Origin of the sequence: Nocardioides sp. (assembly GCF_047606145.1) — a bacterium.
Classification (GTDB): domain Bacteria; phylum Actinomycetota; class Actinomycetes; order Propionibacteriales; family Nocardioidaceae; genus Nocardioides.
Map to the genome: position 1 here is coordinate 61,111 of NZ_JASGET010000154.1, position 18,144 is coordinate 79,254.

General features: G+C 71.2%; 15 protein-coding genes and 1 riboswitch. Of the genes, 2 read left to right on the forward strand and 13 right to left on the reverse strand.

The window, feature by feature from the left end; translation table 11 throughout:
* Positions 1 to 28 precede the first annotated feature (28 nt).
* The 7 genes from QM638_RS21235 to QM638_RS21265 all read right to left on the reverse strand — a co-directional run bounded on the left by QM638_RS21235 (position 29) and on the right by QM638_RS21265 (position 7,403).
* Positions 29 to 1,213, reverse strand: coding sequence for a glycoside hydrolase family 6 protein (locus QM638_RS21235; protein WP_415145355.1), 1,185 nt, complete (start codon positions 1,211 to 1,213; stop codon positions 29 to 31).
* Between the two features lie 192 nt (positions 1,214 to 1,405).
* Positions 1,406 to 2,503, reverse strand: a complete 1,098-nt coding sequence (locus QM638_RS21240) for an ABC transporter ATP-binding protein (RefSeq protein WP_415145357.1) — start codon at positions 2,501 to 2,503, stop codon at positions 1,406 to 1,408.
* A gap of 79 nt (positions 2,504 to 2,582) precedes the next feature.
* Positions 2,583 to 4,274: an ABC transporter permease gene (locus tag QM638_RS21245; protein WP_415145359.1), complete on the reverse strand. Its 1,692-nt coding sequence runs from the start codon at positions 4,272 to 4,274 to the stop codon at positions 2,583 to 2,585.
* Positions 4,250 to 5,347: a thiamine ABC transporter substrate-binding protein gene (locus QM638_RS21250; protein ID WP_415145360.1), complete on the reverse strand. Its 1,098-nt coding sequence runs from the start codon at positions 5,345 to 5,347 to the stop codon at positions 4,250 to 4,252. The genes QM638_RS21245 and QM638_RS21250 overlap by 25 nt, the downstream gene beginning before the upstream one ends.
* Positions 5,337 to 5,443: riboswitch (TPP riboswitch) on the reverse strand. (Overlaps the previous gene by 11 nt.)
* Positions 5,444 to 5,452: 9 nt before the next feature.
* Positions 5,453 to 6,517, reverse strand: a complete 1,065-nt coding sequence (locus tag QM638_RS21255) for an MBL fold metallo-hydrolase (RefSeq protein ID WP_415145362.1) — start codon at positions 6,515 to 6,517, stop codon at positions 5,453 to 5,455.
* Complete coding sequence (locus QM638_RS21260; protein ID WP_415145363.1) at positions 6,514 to 6,951, reverse strand: hypothetical protein; 438 nt, start codon at positions 6,949 to 6,951, stop codon at positions 6,514 to 6,516. The genes QM638_RS21255 and QM638_RS21260 overlap by 4 nt, the downstream gene beginning before the upstream one ends.
* Positions 6,952 to 7,046: 95 nt before the next feature.
* The gene (locus QM638_RS21265) at positions 7,047 to 7,403 is read right to left on the reverse strand and encodes a hypothetical protein (RefSeq protein WP_415145365.1); all 357 of its coding nucleotides are present in this window, start codon (positions 7,401 to 7,403) and stop codon (positions 7,047 to 7,049) included.
* A 16-nt stretch (positions 7,404 to 7,419) separates the two neighbouring features.
* Here QM638_RS21265 and QM638_RS21270 point away from each other — a divergent pair, with 16 nt between their 5' ends.
* A complete protein-coding gene (locus tag QM638_RS21270; RefSeq protein ID WP_415145367.1) occupies positions 7,420 to 8,283 on the forward strand; it encodes a putative protein N(5)-glutamine methyltransferase in 864 nt (287 codons plus the stop codon).
* Between the two features lie 104 nt (positions 8,284 to 8,387).
* Here QM638_RS21270 and QM638_RS21275 read toward each other — a convergent pair whose 3' ends face one another.
* Both QM638_RS21275 and QM638_RS21280 read right to left on the reverse strand, forming a co-directional pair.
* Positions 8,388 to 9,473 carry a PLP-dependent cysteine synthase family protein gene (locus QM638_RS21275; RefSeq protein WP_415145369.1) on the reverse strand — a complete coding sequence of 362 codons (1,086 nt, stop codon included), beginning with the start codon at positions 9,471 to 9,473 and terminating at the stop codon, positions 8,388 to 8,390.
* A gap of 82 nt (positions 9,474 to 9,555) precedes the next feature.
* Complete coding sequence (locus QM638_RS21280) at positions 9,556 to 11,169, reverse strand: AMP-binding protein (protein ID WP_415145370.1); 1,614 nt, start codon at positions 11,167 to 11,169, stop codon at positions 9,556 to 9,558.
* A 148-nt stretch (positions 11,170 to 11,317) separates the two neighbouring features.
* Here QM638_RS21280 and mqo point away from each other — a divergent pair, with 148 nt between their 5' ends.
* Entirely contained in the window at positions 11,318 to 12,787 is a 1,470-nt protein-coding gene (gene mqo / locus QM638_RS21285) for a malate dehydrogenase (quinone) (RefSeq protein ID WP_415145440.1), read from the forward strand.
* Positions 12,788 to 12,836: 49 nt separating this feature from the next.
* On the opposite strand, the gene QM638_RS21290 is transcribed toward mqo, so the two are convergent.
* The 4 genes from QM638_RS21290 to QM638_RS21305 all read right to left on the reverse strand — a co-directional run bounded on the left by QM638_RS21290 (position 12,837) and on the right by QM638_RS21305 (position 18,061).
* Entirely contained in the window at positions 12,837 to 14,555 is a 1,719-nt protein-coding gene (locus tag QM638_RS21290) for a hypothetical protein (RefSeq protein WP_415145372.1), read from the reverse strand.
* A gap of 211 nt (positions 14,556 to 14,766) precedes the next feature.
* A complete protein-coding gene (locus QM638_RS21295; RefSeq protein ID WP_415145373.1) occupies positions 14,767 to 16,422 on the reverse strand; it encodes a carboxylesterase/lipase family protein in 1,656 nt (551 codons plus the stop codon).
* Positions 16,419 to 17,234, reverse strand: a complete 816-nt coding sequence (locus QM638_RS21300; RefSeq protein WP_415145375.1) for a carbohydrate ABC transporter permease — start codon at positions 17,232 to 17,234, stop codon at positions 16,419 to 16,421. Before QM638_RS21300 ends, QM638_RS21295 begins: the two co-directional genes overlap by 4 nt.
* Complete coding sequence (locus QM638_RS21305; protein WP_415145376.1) at positions 17,231 to 18,061, reverse strand: carbohydrate ABC transporter permease; 831 nt, start codon at positions 18,059 to 18,061, stop codon at positions 17,231 to 17,233. Before QM638_RS21305 ends, QM638_RS21300 begins: the two co-directional genes overlap by 4 nt.
* Between the last annotated feature and the right edge of the window lie 83 nt (positions 18,062 to 18,144).

Here is an 18,144-nt window from a genome sequence, read left to right on the forward strand (position 1 = left end):
GGGTGCCCGCGCGCGGCACATCTCCGGCTCAACCGCCGGTGATGTTGGCCTGGTCGTACGGCGTGCTGCGCGCGACCTGCAGCGTGCGGGTGAGCGAGAACGGCGCGGCCTGGTCGACCAGCCACGGACGGCCGAACCAGAGGTAGCCGTCGACGTAGGTCCCGGCCCGCTCCTGCTCGGTCTCGGTCAGGCCCAGGTCGTCCACGGCGGTGTCCCAGGTCGGCGCGTGGCCGAGGGTGTCGCAGCGCAGCTCGCTGGTCGTCGTACAGGGCTCGGCGTTGTCGAAGTTCCCCCGCGGGTGCTTGGCGTAGTACTCCGGGAACGTGAACGCACGGCCGTTGTCGGCGGTGTCGATGACGAAGTGCTTCTCGCCGTAGCCGGCCGCGGCCAGCGACGTCACCAGGTCGGTGCCGTAGTCGACGTTCATCGCCACCGAGGAGTAGTGCGTCGCCCCGAGCGCGAAGCCGCGGGCGTAGCGGATGCCGGAGTTCTCCAGCACGCTCAGCGCCTTGGACTGGCTGAGCCAGTCGGCGTCGCCGGCGTCCAGGTAGACGCTGGTGCGGGGCAGCGCGGAGAACTTCTCCGCGGCGTACGCCGTCAGCGACTGGCGTACCCCGGGATCGGCGGTCGACATCACGCCGCTGCGCATCGGCGGCGCGGTCAGCGCCAGGTCCGGTTCGAGCACGATCGCCGTCCTGGTGTCGCCGATCGCCGCGACCGCCGCATCGACGGCGGCCTTGTAGTCGGCCTGCTGCGCCCCGCTCAACGCCCGGTTCCGGGCCCCCTCCCCGTGCGGCCAGAGCCGGAACCAGGCGATCTGGACCAGGGCGTCGGGGTCGTCGGCGGTCTCCTGCGCGATCTCCTCGTGCAGCTTGTCGGTGACCTTCGAGATCGACATCCCGGAGTGGTACCAGCGCACCCGCGGCTGCAGCGCGACCTTGGCCAACAGCGCCTTGGTCTCTCCCGACGCCGCCTCGTACGCCGGCCAGACCCCGTCCTGGTCACCGTGGTAGACGCCCCAGGTGCCGCCCTTGAGCGGGTTCGTCGGGTTCTCGCTGACCGGGATCCGGTTCTGACCCTGGCTCGCCGTCGCCGAGGGGTCCTTCTGCCACATCGGAACGGTCAGCCTCGTCGCGCTCGCCGACCCGACACCCAGACTCATCGCCGTCGCCAGGCTCGCGGTCAGGGCAAGAGCGGAGGTCAAGCGGCGCACCGGGCCATTGTGCCGAACGCGCCGAGGTTCCCCGAACCCGGCCTCGGCCGAATCGGTCGTGGGACCACCGAGTCGGTCGTGGGGGCAGCCGAGTCGGTCGTGAGAACGGTCGAGTCGGCCGTCGGGGCGGCAGCCTCGACAGGCTCACCCAACCGACCCAACCAACGAAGACCGCCCACCAGGACGGCGTTCCTATCCGAGTACGGCGATCCGGCTCGGCTCCACCCGGAGCCGGATCCGCTCCCCCGGGGCCGGTGCCCGTACGGCGACCGCGTCGGCCGCGCCGAGTCCGTCGACCCGCACCACCAGCCGCACCTGGTCCGGGGTGGTCCGCGCGGAGAGCACCTCCGCCGCGAGCGGGCCCTCCGGGTCGAGCACCAGGGCCGACCGGCGGCAGGCGACCGCGCCGGTCGCCGTACCGTCCGGGCCATCCGGGTCTGCTCCACCCGAACCGACAACTCGACCGGTTCCCACGACCGACTCGGCTGCCCCCACGACCGACTCGGTAGTCCTAACGACCGACTCGGCTGTTCCCACGACCGACTCGGTGGCCCGGAGGAGGGCGGCGGCGTCGCCTTCGTAGACCCGGGCGTAGCCGAGGAACAGCGCGGTCCACGGATCGACCGGGTGCCGCCAGACCTCGGCCAGGTCGCCGGACTGGACGATGCGGCCGTCCCGCATCACCGCCAGCCGGTCCGCGACGGCGAAGGCCTCCTCGTGGTCGTGAGTGACCAGCAGCGCCGTCGTCCCGGACTCCACCAGGATCCGGCGCAGGTCGCCGGCGAGGCGCTCGCGCAGGCTCGCGTCGAGTGCCGAGAGCGGCTCGTCCAGCAGCAGCAGCCGGGGCTCGACGGCGAGCGCCCGGGCCAGCGCGACCCGCTGCCGCTCTCCCCCGGACAGGGTTCGGGGCAGCCGGTCCTCGTAGCCGGACAGGCCGACCAGGGCCAGCAGTTCGGCCACCCGGGCCCGCCGCTTCGCCGCCGGCGTGTGCCGCAGCCGGAGCGCATAGCCGACGTTGCCGGCGACGGTGAGCTGGGGGAAGAGCTGGCCGTCCTGGAACATCAGGGCGAAGCCGCGCCGATGGGTCGGCACCCCGGCCAGCGAGCGGCCGTCCCAGGAGATCGTCCCGGTCGAGCTCTCCAGGCCCGCGACCGCCCGCAGCAGGGTGGACTTGCCCGACCCGGACGGGCCGAGCAGGGCGAGCACCTCGCCGTCGGCAAGTCCCAGGGTGACGTCCGCCGCGGCCGCGACGCCGTCGAAGGCCACCCCGACCCGTTCCAGACGAAGCACTACCGCGCTCCTCTCCCCGGTCGCCGATCCGCCGGTCGCCGATCCGCCGGTCGCCGATCCGCCACACTCGTCGCACCCCTCATAGCGCCCCGATCGAGGGCACCCGCAGCCGTTCCACCGCCAGCATGACCACGCAGGTGGCCAGCGCCAGCACGCAGGAGGCCGCCAGGGCCATGCCGTAGTTGTGCTCCCCCGGATGCCCGATCAACCGGTAGATGACCACCGGCAGGGTCGGATGGTCGCCCCGGTAGAGGAACGAGGTGGCGCCGAACTCGCCGAGCGAGGCCGCGAAGGCGAACCCGGTCGCGGCCAGCAACGGCCGCCAGGCGGCCGGCAGGTCGACGGTGCCGAAGACCCGCAGCGGACCCGCGCCCAGCGAGGAGGCCGCCTGTCGTTGCCGGTCGTCGATGCCGGCGAGCACCGGGACCAGCGTGCGCACCACCAGCGGGAGCGCGACCAGTGCCTGGGCCAGCGGGACCAGCCAGGGCTGGGAGCGGAAGTCGACCGGTGGCCGGTCCAGCGTCAGGTAGAGCCCGAACCCGAGCGTCACCGCGCTCACCCCGAGCGGCAGCATGAACAGTCCGTCCAGCACCGTCCGCACCCGCCGCTCCCCGGGTGAGACGGAGCGTCTGGTGACCACCACCGCGACCAGGCCGCCGAGCAGCAGCGCCATCGCCGCGGCGGCGAGCGCGATCCGCAGCGAGTTGGCCAGCGCGGTGGTCACCGTGACCGGCAGGGTGCCGTCGTCCCCGGTCGACTGCAACGCGCGATAGTTCGCCAGGCTCCAGCCGCCGTCCACCCGCAGCGACCCGACCAGGAGGGTCAGGATCGGCGCCGCCACGAACGCCAGCACCAACCCGGTCAGGAGCAGCTGGGGAAGGTCGGCGGCGCCGGGCCGGCGCGGGCGTACGACGGTCCGCTGCTGGGTCGGGTCGGCGACGGTGCGCAGCCTCCCGGCGACCACCAGCAGCGCGACGACCACCAACAGCTGCAGGATCGACAGGGCGGCGGCGCCGGGCAGGTCGAGCAGCTGCACGGTCAGGTAGTAGATCTCGGTCTCGACGCTGTTGTAGCGCAGCCCGCCGAGGACGAGCACCACGCCGAAGGCCGTCGCGCAGAACAGGAACACCACGCTCGCCGAGCTGACGATGCTCGGCCGCAGCGCCGGCAGGGTGACGGTGCGGAAGACCGTCCAGCGACGTGCACCGAGCGCGGCGGCGGCCTCGGCGGGGCGCGGGTCGAGGCTCTCCCAGGCGGCGCCGACGCTGCGGACCACCACCGCGATGTTGAAGAAGACCAGCCCGGCGATGATCGCCGCCGGCGTCTGGTCCAGTCCCCACCCGCCGAGCGGGCCGCCCGCGCGCAGCAGCTGCCGGAACGCCACCCCGACCACCACCGTCGGCAGCACGAACGGCACCAGCAGCGCGGCCCGGGCCACCCGGGCGAACCCGAACCGCAGCCGATGCAGCGCGTAGGCGACCGGCAGGCCGAGCAGCACGCTGAGCGCCGCGGCGAGGGTCGAGCTCCACAGGGTGAACCAGATCGCCTGATGGATCTCGGCGCGGCCCAGCACCCGCGCGACCGCGGCCGGGTCGAAGGCCCCGTCGCTGACGAAGCCCCGGCGCACCATCCCGATCACCGGCAGCACGAAGAAGACGGCCAGCACCACCACCGGGACCGCCGCCAGCGCGGCCAGGGTCGCGGCGCGCCGTACTCGGAGCAGGCGTACCCGGGTCGGACGGGGGCTCAGGCGGTGATGATGTCGCGCCACTCCTGCAGCCATTCCTCACGGTTCGACTCGATCTCGGACGGGTCGACCTGCCAGGTCTTGGTGGGCTGGACGGCGAACTTCGCCCACTGCCGGGGCAGCGTCACCCCGTCGACCACCGGGAAGACGTACATGCTGTCCGGCAGCGCCTCCTGCACCTCATCGGTGAGCAGGAAGTCGACGAGTGCCTTCGCGCCGTCGGGGTTGGTCGCGCCACGCAGCACGCCGGCGTACTCGACCTGCTGGAAGCAGGTGTCGAGCAGCGCCTTGGTGCTCGACGACCCATCGGTCACGGTGTAGGCCGGCGAGGAGTCGTAGGAGACCACGATCGGTCGGTCGCCGTCTCCGCCGCCGGCGGTGAAGTCGACCTCGTAGGCCTCGCTCCAGCCGTCGGTGATCTCGGCGCCGTTGTCCATCAGGTCCTTCCAGTAGGACTGCCAGTCGTCGCCGTACTTGGCGACGGTGGCGAGCAGGAAGGCCAGCCCCGGCGAGCTGGTGGTCGCGCCCGGGATGACCGTCAGGTCCTGGTACGCCGGCTTGGTCAGGTCGGCGAAGCCGGTCGGTGCCGCCAGGCCGTGCGCCTTGAACCAGGAGGTGTCGACGTTGACGCAGACGTCGCCGTCGTCGATCGGCGTCAGGCTCGCGCCGTCGTCGCCGGGCAGGTCGAAGTCGCTCACGCCGGCAGGAAGCTCGGAGGGCGTGTAGTCCTGCAGCACGTCGCCGGCGATCGCACGGCTGGCGAAGGTGTTGTCGATCCCGAAGACCGCGTCGCCGTCCGGGCTGCCGTCGGCGAGGACGAGCTTGTTGGTCAGCTCGCCACCGTCGCCCGACGCCCGCACCACCAGGTGGTAGCCGGTGGTCGACTCGAACCTCGTGATCAGCCTCTTCGGCAGGCTGAAGCTGTCGTGGGTCAGCAGGACGACGTCCCCGCCGGCCGAGCTCGACGAGCCTCCCGACCCGCCCGCACTCCCCGAGGAGTTGCCCGAGGAGCTCGCGTCCTCACCGCCGCCGCAGCCGGTGAGAGCGAGTGCGGCCGCCAGGACCGTCGCGGTGGCGAGCTGCGCGCGCAGCCTCATCTGGACTCCCTTCGCCGGTGCTAGCCGGAGCAGGTTCGGAGGGTCTGCGGCCCACTGCCGCACTCTCAGCCCCGCGGGGCTCCCCTGTCGTGTGTTCCCGCCACCCTAGCGCGGCGTGAAGAGGACGCCGTCCCCGGTCTCGGCCCGGCCGGCGTCACCCCGCGCGGCCAGCACCTCCAGGTGGGCCTTCGTCTCGAGCACGGCCAGCGTGGAGTTGAACAGGTCCAGGCTGGAGAAGGCGTGCTCGCGACGGGTCCAGGGCAACGCCTCGGCCACCTCCCGAGCGGTACGGCGACCCGCCCGGAGCGCCTCGAGGCAGCGCGCGAGCCGCTCCTCGTGATGTGCCATCAGCTGGTCGATCCGGGCGTGCGTCGAGTCCGCGACCGGGCCGTGTGCCGGCAGCAGACGCAGGTCCGGCAGGCCCCGCACCTTGGTCAGCGAGGCCATGAAGTCGCCCAGTGGGGAGACCACCGGTGCCGGCTCGAAGCCGATCGAGGGGGTGATGGTGGGCAACACGTGGTCGCCGGCGAACAGCATCCCGGCCGCGCGGTCGGCGAAGACGAAGTGCCCGCGGGTGTGGCCCGGGGTGTGCACCGCGTCGAGCGTGCGACCGGACACCTCGAGCCGCTGGTCACCGTCGAGCCAGTGGTCGGGCAGCCGCCAGTGATCGGGATCGATGGCCTCCCGGGTCATCGCCTGCCATCGCTCGACCAGGTCGGCGGCCCCGGCGTCGCGCAGCAGCCAGCCGTCGCGCGAGCGCGCTCCGTCCGAGTTCAGGGCGCTCTCCAGGGTGGCGCGCTCGTCGGCACCGAGACTGACCTCGGCGCCGTACTCCTTGCCGAGCACGCTGGCCAGCGTGTAGTGGTCGCGATGGACGTGGGTGACCAGGAAGCGGGCGATGTCGCCGAAGCCGACGCCGAGCAGCCGCAACCCGGCGTCCAGCGCCTCCCGGCCCTCGGTGATCGCCCAGCCGCCGTCGATCAGGGTCAGCCCGTCGGCCCCCTCGATGACGTAGACGTTGACCGCCCGCAGACCGTCCATCGGCAGCGGCAGCGGGATCCGGTGGACGCCGTCGGCGACCGGCCAGGCACCGGGCGCGGACCAGTGCTCGCCGGAGTCCGGCGAGATCGCGTGCGCCGTCGAGGCCGACGGCCGGTCGGATCCGCTCATCGAGGAGCTCCCTCCTCGGCGGAGTCCCGCTCCGCCGGTGTCGCGGCCGCCTGCGGCGACCGGTGGACCCAGACGAGTCCGAGGATCGGCAGCACCGCCGGCACCCAGCCGTAGCCCTCGCCGTAGCCGGACCAGACCGAGGCCTCCGGGAACCAGTCGGGCACCAGCAGGGACAGCGTGCCGATCACCAGCACGCCGCCGAGCTCGACCCAGAGCATCACCCGGGCGAACTCCGGCCGGCCGTGCGCCGCCCGCCGGATCGCGAACCACCCGGCGACGTAGGTGCAGGCGGCCACGGCGGAGAGGGAGAAGGCCACCGGGGCGTCGCCGAACCTGGTCGCGATCTGCACGACGGCGCGGCTGCCCGAGGCGAGGATGAACAGTGCGTACAACGCCAGCAGGACGAGGTGGGGTCCGGAGGCAGCGCGGTTCACCGGCTCATCCTCTCGCGCCGCTCGCGGCCGCGCACCGGCAGGTGCCGACCGCTCCGCGGTCGGCGTCCCGATCGGCGTCCCGGTCGATGTCCCGGTCAACGCGTCATCAGCACCCGTACGGCGATCACCCCGGTCGCCAGCGCGGCGACCGCCACCACCCCGGACGACCACGGCCCGCGATCCTCGCGCACGGTGCCGAGCGCGACCGGCATCACCACCACGCAGGCCGCGATGTAGCCGAGATGGGTGGACATCGAGTCCGGCCGATCGCCGCCGGACAGGTCGGCGAGGGCGCCCAGCGCGAGGACGACGCAGAGCAGCTCGAGCATCCAGGCGATCTGGTCCAGCCAGCGTGGCCGCGGGGCCCGCAGCGCGACCCCGACGGCGGCCGCGACCGCGACCAGCACGGCGTACCCGGCCACGATCCATCCGACCAGGCTCAGCGCGTGCATGGCAGCATCCTTGCCGATGACTCCCGCCGGATCGACACCGCCCGCCGACCCACCCAGCCGACCACAGCCGGACCCGCTCGCCGACCGGCTGCGGGCCGCCGGCTGCGTGTTCGCCGAGGAGGAGTCGGCGCTGCTGCGCCAGGCCGGGGCCGACGCGGACGAGCTGGAGACGATGGTGCGGCGCCGGGTGGCCGGTGAACCGCTGGAGGTGGTGCTCGGCTGGGCGGCGTTCGACGGCCTGCGGATCGTCGTACGCCCCGGGGTGTTCGTCCCTCGTCGCCGCTCGCTGCTCCTGGTCGAGCTCGCCAGCCGCGCCCCGGATCCTCGTGCGGTGGTCGACGTCGGCTGCGGCAGCGCGGCCCTGGGCACCGCGCTCGGCGCCCGCCTCCCGGCCGCCGAGGTGTGGGCGGTCGATCTCGACCCGGACGCGGTCGCCTGTGCCAGGCACAACCTCCCGGCCGACCGGGTGCTCCTCGGCGACCTGTTCGAGCCGTTGCCCGGCCGACTGCGCGGCCGGGTCGACGTGGTGGTGGCGAACATGCCCTACGTCCCGACCGACGAGATCGCGCTGATGCCGCCCGAGGCCCGCGACCACGAGCATCGTCTCGCGCTCGACGGCGGCGCGGACGGCCTCGACGTCCAGCGGCGGCTGATCGCCGCGGCACCGGGCTGGCTGAGCCCGGACGGCGTGCTCCTGGTCGAGTCGTCCCGGGTCCAGGCTCCGATCACGGCCGCGTTGATGACCGCGGCCGGGCTGGCCGCCGCGATCCACACCGACGAGGAGATCGGCGGCACGGCGGTCAGCGGCCGGCTCCGACAGGGCGTGGCCCGGGAAGGGGTGAAGGTCGTCCACCCCCCACCGGCGGACGACCTTCTGTAGAGGTAACGGTCCCGTGCCGGAGTCATGACGCGGTGAGGCGAAATTGGGCCGAATTGCCGCTTCGTCGCAACCGGCCCGGGCCGGACTCGCCCGAGACCGCCGGTTCACGCCGGCGGGCGCAGCCGGCCGGTGCTCTCGTACTCAGCGAGCACCGCGGCGTACGGCGCCAGGTCGATGCCCTGGCCGGCCACCCAGGCGTCGTCGTAGTAGCTGGACCGGTAGCGCTCGCCGCCGTCGCACAGCAACGTCACCACGCTGCCGGTCTCACCGACCGCGCGCATCCGTTCGATCGCGCCGAGGGCGGCCCAGATGTTGGTGCCGGTGGACGGCCCGACGCCGCGGCCCAACCGGCCGGAGAGCCATCGCATGGTGGCGATCGACGCGGCGTCCGGCACCCGCACCATCTCGTCGACCACGCCACCGACGAAGGAGGGCTCCACCCGCGGGCGACCGATCCCCTCGATCCGCGATCCGCTCGCGGTCGCGGTGGAGACGTCCTGCTCCCAGCCGTCGAGGAACGCCGACCCCTCCGGATCGGCCACCAACAGCCTGGTCGGATACCGGCGGTAGCGCAGATAACGGCCGATGGTCGCCGACGTGCCGCCGGTGCCGGCGGAGACGACGATCCAGGACGGCACCGGATGAGGCTCCCGGGAGAGCTGGTCGAAGATCGACTCGGCGATGTTGTTGTTGCCCCGCCAGTCGGTGGCCCGCTCGGCGTAGGTGAACTGGTCCAGGTAGTGCCCGCCCAGCTCGGCGGCCAGACGGCGCGCGGTCTCGTAGACCTCGCCCGCCGAGTCCACCAGATGGCACCGGCCGCCGTACCACTCGATCAGCTGGATCTTCTCCGGGCTGGTCCCCGCCGGCACCACCGCGACGAACGGCAACCCGATCAGACCGGCGAAGTAGGCCTCGGAGACCGCCGTCGAGCCCGAGGACGCCTCGACCACGGTGGAGCCGGCGTGCAACCAGCCGTTGCACAGCGCATAGAGGAACAGCGAGCGGGCCAGTCGGTGCTTCAGCGACCCGGTCGGATGCACCGACTCGTCCTTGAGGTAGAGGTCGACCCCCGGCTCCCCCGGCAGCGGTACGACGTGCAGGTGGGTGTCGGCCGACCGCTGGGCATCGGCCTCGACCCGACGTACCGCCTCGTCGATCCAGGCACGGTGGGAGCTCGTCAGGCGGGGCACCGGCTCAGCCTAGTGGCGGCTCGGCGAACGCCGCCCGCTCGCGCCGCCCGGCCGGACCGGGACCGGGATCCGGTGCGGGCGGTCAGGAGAGGCCGAGCAGGGTGGCGGACCGCTCCCGCATCTCGTTCTTGCGGATCTTGCCGGTCACCGTCATCGGGAACTCGGTGACCACCAGCACGTAGCGCGGGATCTTGTAGTGCGCCAGCCTCCCGGTGGCGAACTCGCGCACCGCCTCCGCCGTCAGCGTCTCCACCCCGGCGCGCAGCCGCACCCAGGCACACAGCTCCTCGCCGTACCTCTCGTCGGGCACGCCGACCACCTGGACGTCCTCGATGTCGGGGTGGGTGTAGAGGAACTCCTCGACCTCGCGCGGATAGATGTTCTCCCCACCCCGGATGACGACGTCCTTGATCCGGCCGACGATCAGGCAGTAGCCGTCCTCGCGCATCGTGGCCAGATCGCCGGTGTGCATCCAGCCCTCGGCGTCGATCGCCTCGGCGGTCTTCTCCTCCTCGTCCCAGTAGCCGAGCATCACCGAGTAGCCCCTGGTGCAGAACTCGCCCGGCTGACCGCGCGGCACGGTCCTGCCCTCGGGGTCGACGATCTTGATCTCGACGTGCGGCGCCGCCCGGCCGATGGTGGCGGTACGGCGCTCCAGGTCGTCGTCGGCGCGGGTCTGGCACGAGACCGGGCTGGTCTCGGTCATGCCGTAGGCGATGGAGACCTCGCTCATCCCCATGTCGTCGATGCAGTGCCGCATCACCTCCACCGGGCAGACCGAGCCGGCCATGATCCCGGTGCGGAGCGAGGAGAGGTCGTAGGAGGCGAAGTCGGGGTGGTTCTGGACGGCGATGAACATGGTCGGGACGCCGTACAGCACGGTGCAGCGCTCCTCCTGCACCGCCGCCAGCACGGCACCGGGATCGAAGGCCGGGCCCGGGATGACCATGGTGGCGCCGTGGGTCATGCAGCCGAGGTTGGCCATCACCATGCCGAAGCAGTGGTAGAAGGGCACCGGGATGCACAGCCGGTCGGCGGGCGTCAGATTGATCGTCTCGGTGACGAAGTAGCCGTTGTTGAGGATGTTGCGGTGGCTGAGGGTGGCGCCCTTGGGGAAGCCGGTGGTGCCGGAGGTGTACTGGATGTTGATCGGCTCGAACGGGTCGAGCTCGGCCAGCCGGGTGGCGACCGCGTCCGCCGGCAGGTCGGCGCCGGCGGCGACCAGCTCGGCCCAGTCGTCGGTGTCGAGGAGGATCACCCGCTCCAGCGTGGGCGTGCTGGCCGCCGTCTCGGCGATCATGGCGGCGTAGTCGCTGGTCTTGAAGCTGGAGGCCGCGATCAGGAACCGCATCCCGGACTGGTTGACGGCGTAGGAGTACTCGTGGGTGCGATAGGCCGGGTTGACGTTGACCAGGATCGCCCCGATCTTGGCGGTGGCGACCTGCGCGATCGTCCACTCCGCGCAGTTCGGCGCCCAGATGCCGATCCGCATCCCCTTGGCGACGCCGATGGCGATCAGGCCGCGAGCGACCGCGTTGACGTCGTCGTCCAGCTCGCGCCAGCTCCAGCGGCGGCCGGTGGCCACCTCCACCAGCGCCTCCCGCTCGGCGTGCTCGGCCACGGTCGCCTCGAACGTGGCGCCGATCGTCTCCTCCAGCAGGGGCGTGGTGGTCTCACCGGCGGCGAACGACTCCATGATCGATGTCTACCAGATCGGCTGTGATCTAGCGCACAAAGCCCCCCGCAGGGTGGCCACCGATTTCCCTTGTCGCGCTAAACGCGAGACAAAAGAGACTGTGGACGGTGAACCTCTCGACGAACCTCTCGACACGCCCATCGACGTAGTGCTGGTCGGTGGCGGCATCATGAGCGCGACTCTGGGAGTCCTGCTCCAGGAGCTCGAGCCCACCTGGACGATCCGGATGCTCGAACGGCTCGACACCCTCGCCGAGGAGTCCTCCGGCCCGTGGAACAACGCCGGCACCGGACACTCGGCCCTCTGCGAGCTCAACTACACCCCCGAGCGCGCGGACGGCTCGATCGACATCAGCAAGGCGATCTCGGTCAACGAGCAGTTCCAGATCGCGCGTCAGCTGTGGTCGTTCCTGGTCCGGCAGGGCCGGATCCCGGATCCCGAGGCCTTCATCCACACCACGCCGCACATGAGCTTCGTGACCGGCGCGGAGAACGTCGACTACCTGCGCCGCCGCTATCAGGCGCTCAAGGATCACCCGCTGTTCGTCGGCATGGAGTTCAGCGACGACCCGCAGGTGATCCGCGGTTGGGCACCGCTGCTGCTCGAGGGCCGGACCGGCGACGAGCCGATGGCCGCGACCCACTCGCCGGCCGGCACCGATGTGAACTTCGGCGCGCTCACCTCGATCCTCACCGAGACCCTGGTCGAGCACGGTGCGGTGCTGGAGACCGGGACCGAGGTCAAGGACGTCCACCAGACGATGGACGGCCTCTGGCACGTGATGGGCAGGCATCACCGGGACGGCGGCCGGTTCCACTACACCGCGCGCTTCGTCTTCGTCGGCGCCGGCGGGTACGCGCTGCCGCTGTTGCAGAAGTCGGGCATCCCGGAGATCCGCGGCTTCGCGGGCTTCCCGGCCAGCGGCGAGTTCCTGCGCACCGCGAACGGCGAACTGGTCGCCCGGCACCAGGCCAAGGTCTACGGCAAGCCGCCGATCGGCGCGCCGCCGATGTCGGTGCCACACCTCGACACCCGAGTGGTCGGAGATCGCGAGTACCTGATGTTCGGCCCGTACGCCGGCTGGACGCCGCGGTTCGGCAAGAAGGGGTCGCTGCTCGACCTGTTCCGCTCGATCCGGTTCCACAACCTGCTGCCGACCGTCAAGGCCGGCCTGCACAATCTCGGCCTGACCCTCTACCTGATCAAGCAGGTGATCGCCCGGCGGGAGACGAAGTTCGCCGAGCTGCTGGAGTTCTTCCCCGACGCCGAGGCGAAGGACTGGGAGAAGATCACCGCCGGACAGCGGGTGCAGGTCATCCGGCCGGACGGAGTCCTGCAGTTCGGCACGGAGGTCATCACCGCCGAGGACGGCACCATCGCCGGCCTGCTCGGCGCCTCGCCCGGGGCCTCCACCGCGCCGGCGATCATGGTCGACGTGATCCGCAAGTGCTTCGCCGACCGCTGGGAACAGTGGCGGCCGCAGCTGGTCGAGATGATCCCGAGCGCCGGTGCCCCGCTGGCGGAGAACCCGGAGCTCGCGATCGAGACCATGACCCGCACCGCGCAGACCCTGCAGATCGCTCCGCCGCCGAGGGCCGAGCACCCGGTGAACCATTGAAGCTGACCCTGGCCGACGCCTGACGGCCTCGATCGCCGAGCGAGCCGGGTCAGCGCGCCAGCCGCGCATCCCAGTCCGCCGGCAGCTCGATCCGCTTGGCGGTCGGGTAGCCGTGGCTCTGGTTCTGCACGAAGCCCTTGCTCTGGTTGCGTCCCGGGTCGCCGCTGAGCACGATCCCGATGCCCTCGGGATCGACGAAGACCGGGACCAGCCGGTCGGGGTCGTCGGACTCGACGTACGCCGCCGAGATCATGCCCTCCGCGTGCAGCTGCCCGAGGTCGTACTCGGTGTAGCCGAGCTCCCAGGCGTGCCGGTAGAGGCTGCGCACCGAGATCTTGGTGTGGTCGAAGAGGTACTGCTGGACGTCGCGCTTGGACAGGCCTTCGCGCGCCAGCACCGTGGCCACCCCGGGGCTCATGATCAGCAGCGGGAAGTTCTTGCCCTTCTTGATCCCGGTGTGTGCCCAGCCGGCGCACATCCCGCCGAAGATCTCCACCAGCCGGTCGAGGTGCTCGGCGGCGGTGTCACCGGCGGTGTAGATCGGGATGGTGGAGGCCATCACGCTCTGCACGGTGACGACGTTCTCGTCGCGCGCGAAGCCGAACCGCTCGCTGGCCGAGGACCAGCCGAGGTCGGCGACCGCGTCCGCGTTCTCGGCGAGCGCGACGTTCATGCCCAGCCCGATCGAGGCCTTGTCGGTCTCGTCCGGGGCGAAGCGGAGCCCGACCAGGTTGCGCAGGAACATCCGCGCGAACCGGCCGATGCTGGTGTTGGCCTGGCGACCGACCCGCATCACCGCGGTCTCGTAGTTGAAGTCGAGCTGCTTGACGATCGGCCCGCTGACCAGCACCAACGGCTCCAGACCCGGGGTCGCGCCGAAGTCTCGCGCGTAGAAGTTCGGCTCGGCCATCGCCTCGACGATGGCGATCAGGATCGGCAGGTACTCCGGCCGGCAGCCCGACATCACCCCGTTGACCGCGACGCTCCAGATGGTCGCCTCGCGATTCTCCGGCTGGATGACGCCGAGGATCTCCGCGGGGTCGCGGTCGGTGTAGGCCAGGAACGCCTCGACCCGGTCGAGAGTGGGCGGCACGATCGGCAGCCCGTCCGTCCAGCGCTGCTCGAGGAAGTACTCGTTGACCTGGTCGAGGGTCCCGGTGAAGACGATCGCGCCGGGCTCGGGCTCGACCACCTCCTCGGCGACCGAGACGTTGCGGGTGAGCTGGTCGATGATGTTGGGGACGAGCACCTCGGCGGTGTTGCGGCGAAGCTCCTCCGCACTCTGGTTCATGATCACGCCGGGGAACTCCGAGATCGGGAAGTCCGCCATGCCCTCGCCGCGCCCGATGGCGGCGGCCTGCATCAGGAAGGCCGAGGCCACGATGGTGGCGCTCGGCACGCCCGCCCGCTCGGCGACCATGCTCGCCCGGACCACCGCCGGGGTGCAGGTGCCACAGCTTCCGACGCCGGTGATCACCGCGTCGACGCCGTACTCCTCGAGCCTATCCGGCAGCACCGGCAGTGCGTCCTTGCCGTGCCGCGGACCGTGGATGTTCCCGAACTCGTCAGGCCCCACGAACTGGATCCCGGGGTAGCGCGCGGTCAGCTCCTCCTCGATCACCGGGCGCATCTCGTCGTGCCGGAACCCGTAGTGCGACAGGTGCGCGATCCTCGCCTTGGACAGGTCCGAGATCCTCGGCCTGGCCTCGATCTCGGTCACCGTCGAACGGCCCAGCGGCCAGGTCACTTCGTACAGCGGTTCATTCATCGGGTTGCCTCACTCGCGGTCACCGAGTCCGTCGACTCGACTTGTGGTTCACGGCTCGGTCGGCACGACCGACCGAGCGCCGGCCCAGGGCCGACGGCCGGCCGGCGAAAGCGCCTCAGACCCGCTGCGCCACCGGGCTCGGCCGATGGTCGGCAGCATTGCTGAACAATCAGACGATAACTCGATGCTTGACTATAGTCAAGCATCGAGTTCACCCGTCGAGCCGGTACTCGCGCAGCACGAACGCGCGGATCAACCGGTCCAGGCCGCTGGCGCATCCCGTCGTGGCGACCGGTCGGTTGTCGAGCTCCAGGAATCCGAACTCGTCGTGCGAGCCCGGCCAGCGCGGCAGGCCGGTGCCCCGGCTGCCCGAGCCGTTGGGATCGCCGTTGCTCACGAAGTTGACCCAGTAGTCGCTGAGCAGGTCGGCCAGCTCCAGGTCCGCCTCCGTCCACACCCGCCCGGGCGAGACCTCGCCGCCGAGCGAGCCGAACGTGTACCAGGTCTCGCTGCCGTGCCAGGCCAGCGCGTACGCCGGGTCGCGGGGCGTGCCGTAGTCCGAGGGGCTCGGCGGCACCAGGTGCGACCACAGGTAGGTGTAGCTGCGGCTGCCCGGATGCTGCCGCGCCATGTGGGCACCGAAGATCCGGTCGAGCATCACGCTACGACTGACGTTGGTGCCGGCCCGCCCGGCCAGACCGAGGCTCGCCAGGCGGCGCCCGGTCGACCAGGCGGTGGCCTCGTCGACCGGGACCAGCGCGTCGAAGTCGTCATCGTCGTAGAGCTCGCCCAGCACGGCGCGGAAGTGGGCGCGGAGCTTGGCGACGGAGTCCAGCTGGGCCGGTGGCTCCCCGGCCAGCCGGTAGCCGCCGGCCGAGGAGACCGGCGCATACAGGTCCGCCTCGCCGAGCGTGGTGCCGTTGAGGAAGTCCACCCCGGCGGCGTTGACGTCCATCCCCTCGGCGAAGTCGGCGTACGGCAACAGGTCGCCGTCCTCGACCATGTAGTCGGGCAGCACGATCCGGGGCACCGGCCGGTTGAGCCGGGCGACGTCGATGGCTCTCAACTCCTCCACGCCGAGGTCCGGGGAGAGTCCGACGGCGCGCAGATACTCCCGGCCGTGCTCCTCGGCGTCGGCGAGCGCGAGGAAGGGATGCTTCCACTTCAGCCCGCTCTGCGAGACGACCCGCCGCACCGAGCCGCGGCCGTACGGCGTGGCGACCAGCACGGCCGCCTTCTGCGACCCGCCGGACTGGCCACCGACGGTGATGTTGTCCGGGTCGCCGCCGAAGGCCGCGACGTTCGCCCGGATCCACTCGATCGCCTTGAGCTGGTCCGCCACACCGTAGTTGCCGCTGCGCCCGGCCTCCGCGGTCAGCTGCGGCAGCGCCAGGTAGCCGAAGATGTTGAGCCGCTGCGCGACGCTGACCACCACCAGGCCCTTGCGGGCGAGCGGCCGAGGATCGAGCGGCGCCTCGCTGGCGAAGCCGTTGGTGAGCCCGCCGCCGTGGAACCAGACGAACACCGGCCGCTGCTCGCCCGGCCCGGCGGCACCGGTGGCGAGGTTGAGGTAGAGGCAGTCCTCGCTCATCGGCGGGACCGAGTCGTAGTAGCCCGGGACGTAGCCCTCCTTGGCGAACCAGTCGTTGTGGAACTGCTGCACCGCGGCCGGCGGGAAGCTCGTCGCCGGCCGTACGCCGTCCCACGGCTCGGCCTCGGCGGGAGGCGCCCACCGCCGTGGGCCGATCGGGGGCGCGGCGTACGGGATCCCGTTGAAGACCGTGATGCCGGCGTACCGGTCGCGCTGCTCGATGCCACGCACCGAGCCATGGGTGGTGCGGACCACGCCGATGCCGGTGGCGCTCATCGCATCGTCGCCATTCCGCCGAGCGCCTGCATGGCGTACTTCCGGGTGCCCAGGAACAACAGGATCAACGGCAAGGAGGAGAGCACCACCATCGTCATGACGGCCGGCACGTCGACACCGTGCTCGGACTGGAAGTTGTAGAGCCCGAGCGGGAGCAGCGCCTTGCTCTCGCTCTGGGTGAACAGCAGCGGGATGAGGAAGTTGTTCCACATCGCCAGCCCGTTGAAGACCGCGACGATGCCGAGCGCCCCGGTGGTCATCGGCGCGACCAGCCGGAACAGGATCGTCCAGTTCCCGGCGCCGTCGATCCGCATCGCCGCGATCAGCTCGTCCGGGATGTCGCGCACGAAGTTGGCGACCACCACGACGGTCAGCGGCATCGCCGAGGCCGCCATCACCAGGATCAGGCCGATCAGCGAGTCGTAGAGATGGATCTTGGTGACGACCACGAACAGCGGTACGACGATCGCCTGGACCGGGATGGCGAGCCCGACGACGATCATCCGGAACAGCAGGCTCCCGGCCCGGGTCCGGTGCTTGACCACGTGGTAGGCGAAGGCCAGTGCCAGCGCCAGGGTCAACACGATCCCGGCGACGGTGACCACGACGCTGTTGAGCACGTATCGGCCCAGGCCGGAGTCGACGACGTCACCGACGTTGGCCAGCGTGAGCTCGCCGGTGGGCAGCCAGGGGTTCTCGGTGAAGTAGCCGTTCTGGGTGCGCAGCGCGGCCACGACCATGTAGTCGAACGGGGCGAGCGCGATGATCAACCACAGGGTGCCGCCGAGGAAGGCGAGGACGCGTCGGGTCATGCCACTCCCTCCTGGGTGCTCTCGAACCGGCTGTAGCCGCTGATCCGCATGATCACGAAGCCGACCAGCACGCCGAGGACGCCGAGGATGACGGCGAAGACGCTGGCATAGCCGAACCGGTGCTGGTTGAACGCGACGTCGTACATCTGCATGGCCAGCACGTTGGTCCTCCCGCCCGGCCCACCGAGGGTGAGCACGTAGATCATGTCGAAGTAGGTCAGCGAGGTCACCAGCATCAGCACGCTGGAGGTGGCCATGGTGTGCCGCAGCTGCGGCATGGTGATGTGCACGAACTGCCGCCAGGGCGAGGCCCCGTCGATGCGCGAGGCCTCGTAGAGGACGCCGGGGATAGAGCGCCGGCCGTTCTGGTAGATCAGCGCGTGCATCGGGATGAACTGCCACGCGATGATCAGCAGCAGCACGATCGGGGTCAGGGTCTCGTCGCCGAACCAGTTCTGGCTCAGCAGGTCGAGGCCGAGCCTGTCGCCGAGCCACGCCAGACCACCCAGGTTGGGATCCAGAACACCGCCCCACATCAGCGCCAGACCGACCGAGGAGAGCAGCATCGGGATCACGTAGCACACCGAGTAGACCACCCGATAGCGCTGCGGGCCGGCGATGAACAGCCCCAACGCCAGGCTGATCGGGGTCTGGACCACCCAGGACAGCACGGTGAACCCGAGGGTGACCACCAGCGACTGATGTGCCGCCGAGTCGTGCAGGAAGCTCGACCAGTTGCTCAGCCCCACCCAGTGCGGCCAGCCGATCCCCGACCAGCTGGAGAGGCTCAGCAGGACGGCGAGCAGCGTCGGCACCACGATCAGCACGCCGTAGAGGGCGGCCAGCGGGACCGTCGCGACGAGACCGAACGTCCTGCTGGCGTGCCTGATGGCGGCCCGGGGCCGCGGTG

Excerpts from the sequence above, each read along its gene's own strand:
- QM638_RS21290 (WP_415145372.1), bottom strand. The coding sequence starts at position 14,555 with ATGAATGAACCGCTGTACGAAGTGACCTGGCCGCTGGGCCGTTCGACG.
- QM638_RS21250 (WP_415145360.1), bottom strand. The coding sequence starts at position 5,347 with ATGAGGCTGCGCGCGCAGCTCGCCACCGCGACGGTCCTGGCGGCCGCA.
- QM638_RS21280 (WP_415145370.1), bottom strand. The coding sequence starts at position 11,169 with ATGGAGTCGTTCGCCGCCGGTGAGACCACCACGCCCCTGCTGGAGGAG.
- QM638_RS21255 (WP_415145362.1), bottom strand. The coding sequence starts at position 6,517 with ATGAGCGGATCCGACCGGCCGTCGGCCTCGACGGCGCACGCGATCTCG.
- QM638_RS21295 (WP_415145373.1), bottom strand. The coding sequence starts at position 16,422 with ATGAGCGCCACCGGCATCGGCGTGGTCCGCACCACCCATGGCTCGGTG.
- QM638_RS21300 (WP_415145375.1), bottom strand. The coding sequence starts at position 17,234 with ATGACCCGACGCGTCCTCGCCTTCCTCGGCGGCACCCTGTGGTTGATC.
- QM638_RS21265 (WP_415145365.1), bottom strand. The coding sequence starts at position 7,403 with ATGCACGCGCTGAGCCTGGTCGGATGGATCGTGGCCGGGTACGCCGTG.
- QM638_RS21270 (WP_415145367.1), top strand. The coding sequence starts at position 7,420 with ATGACTCCCGCCGGATCGACACCGCCCGCCGACCCACCCAGCCGACCA.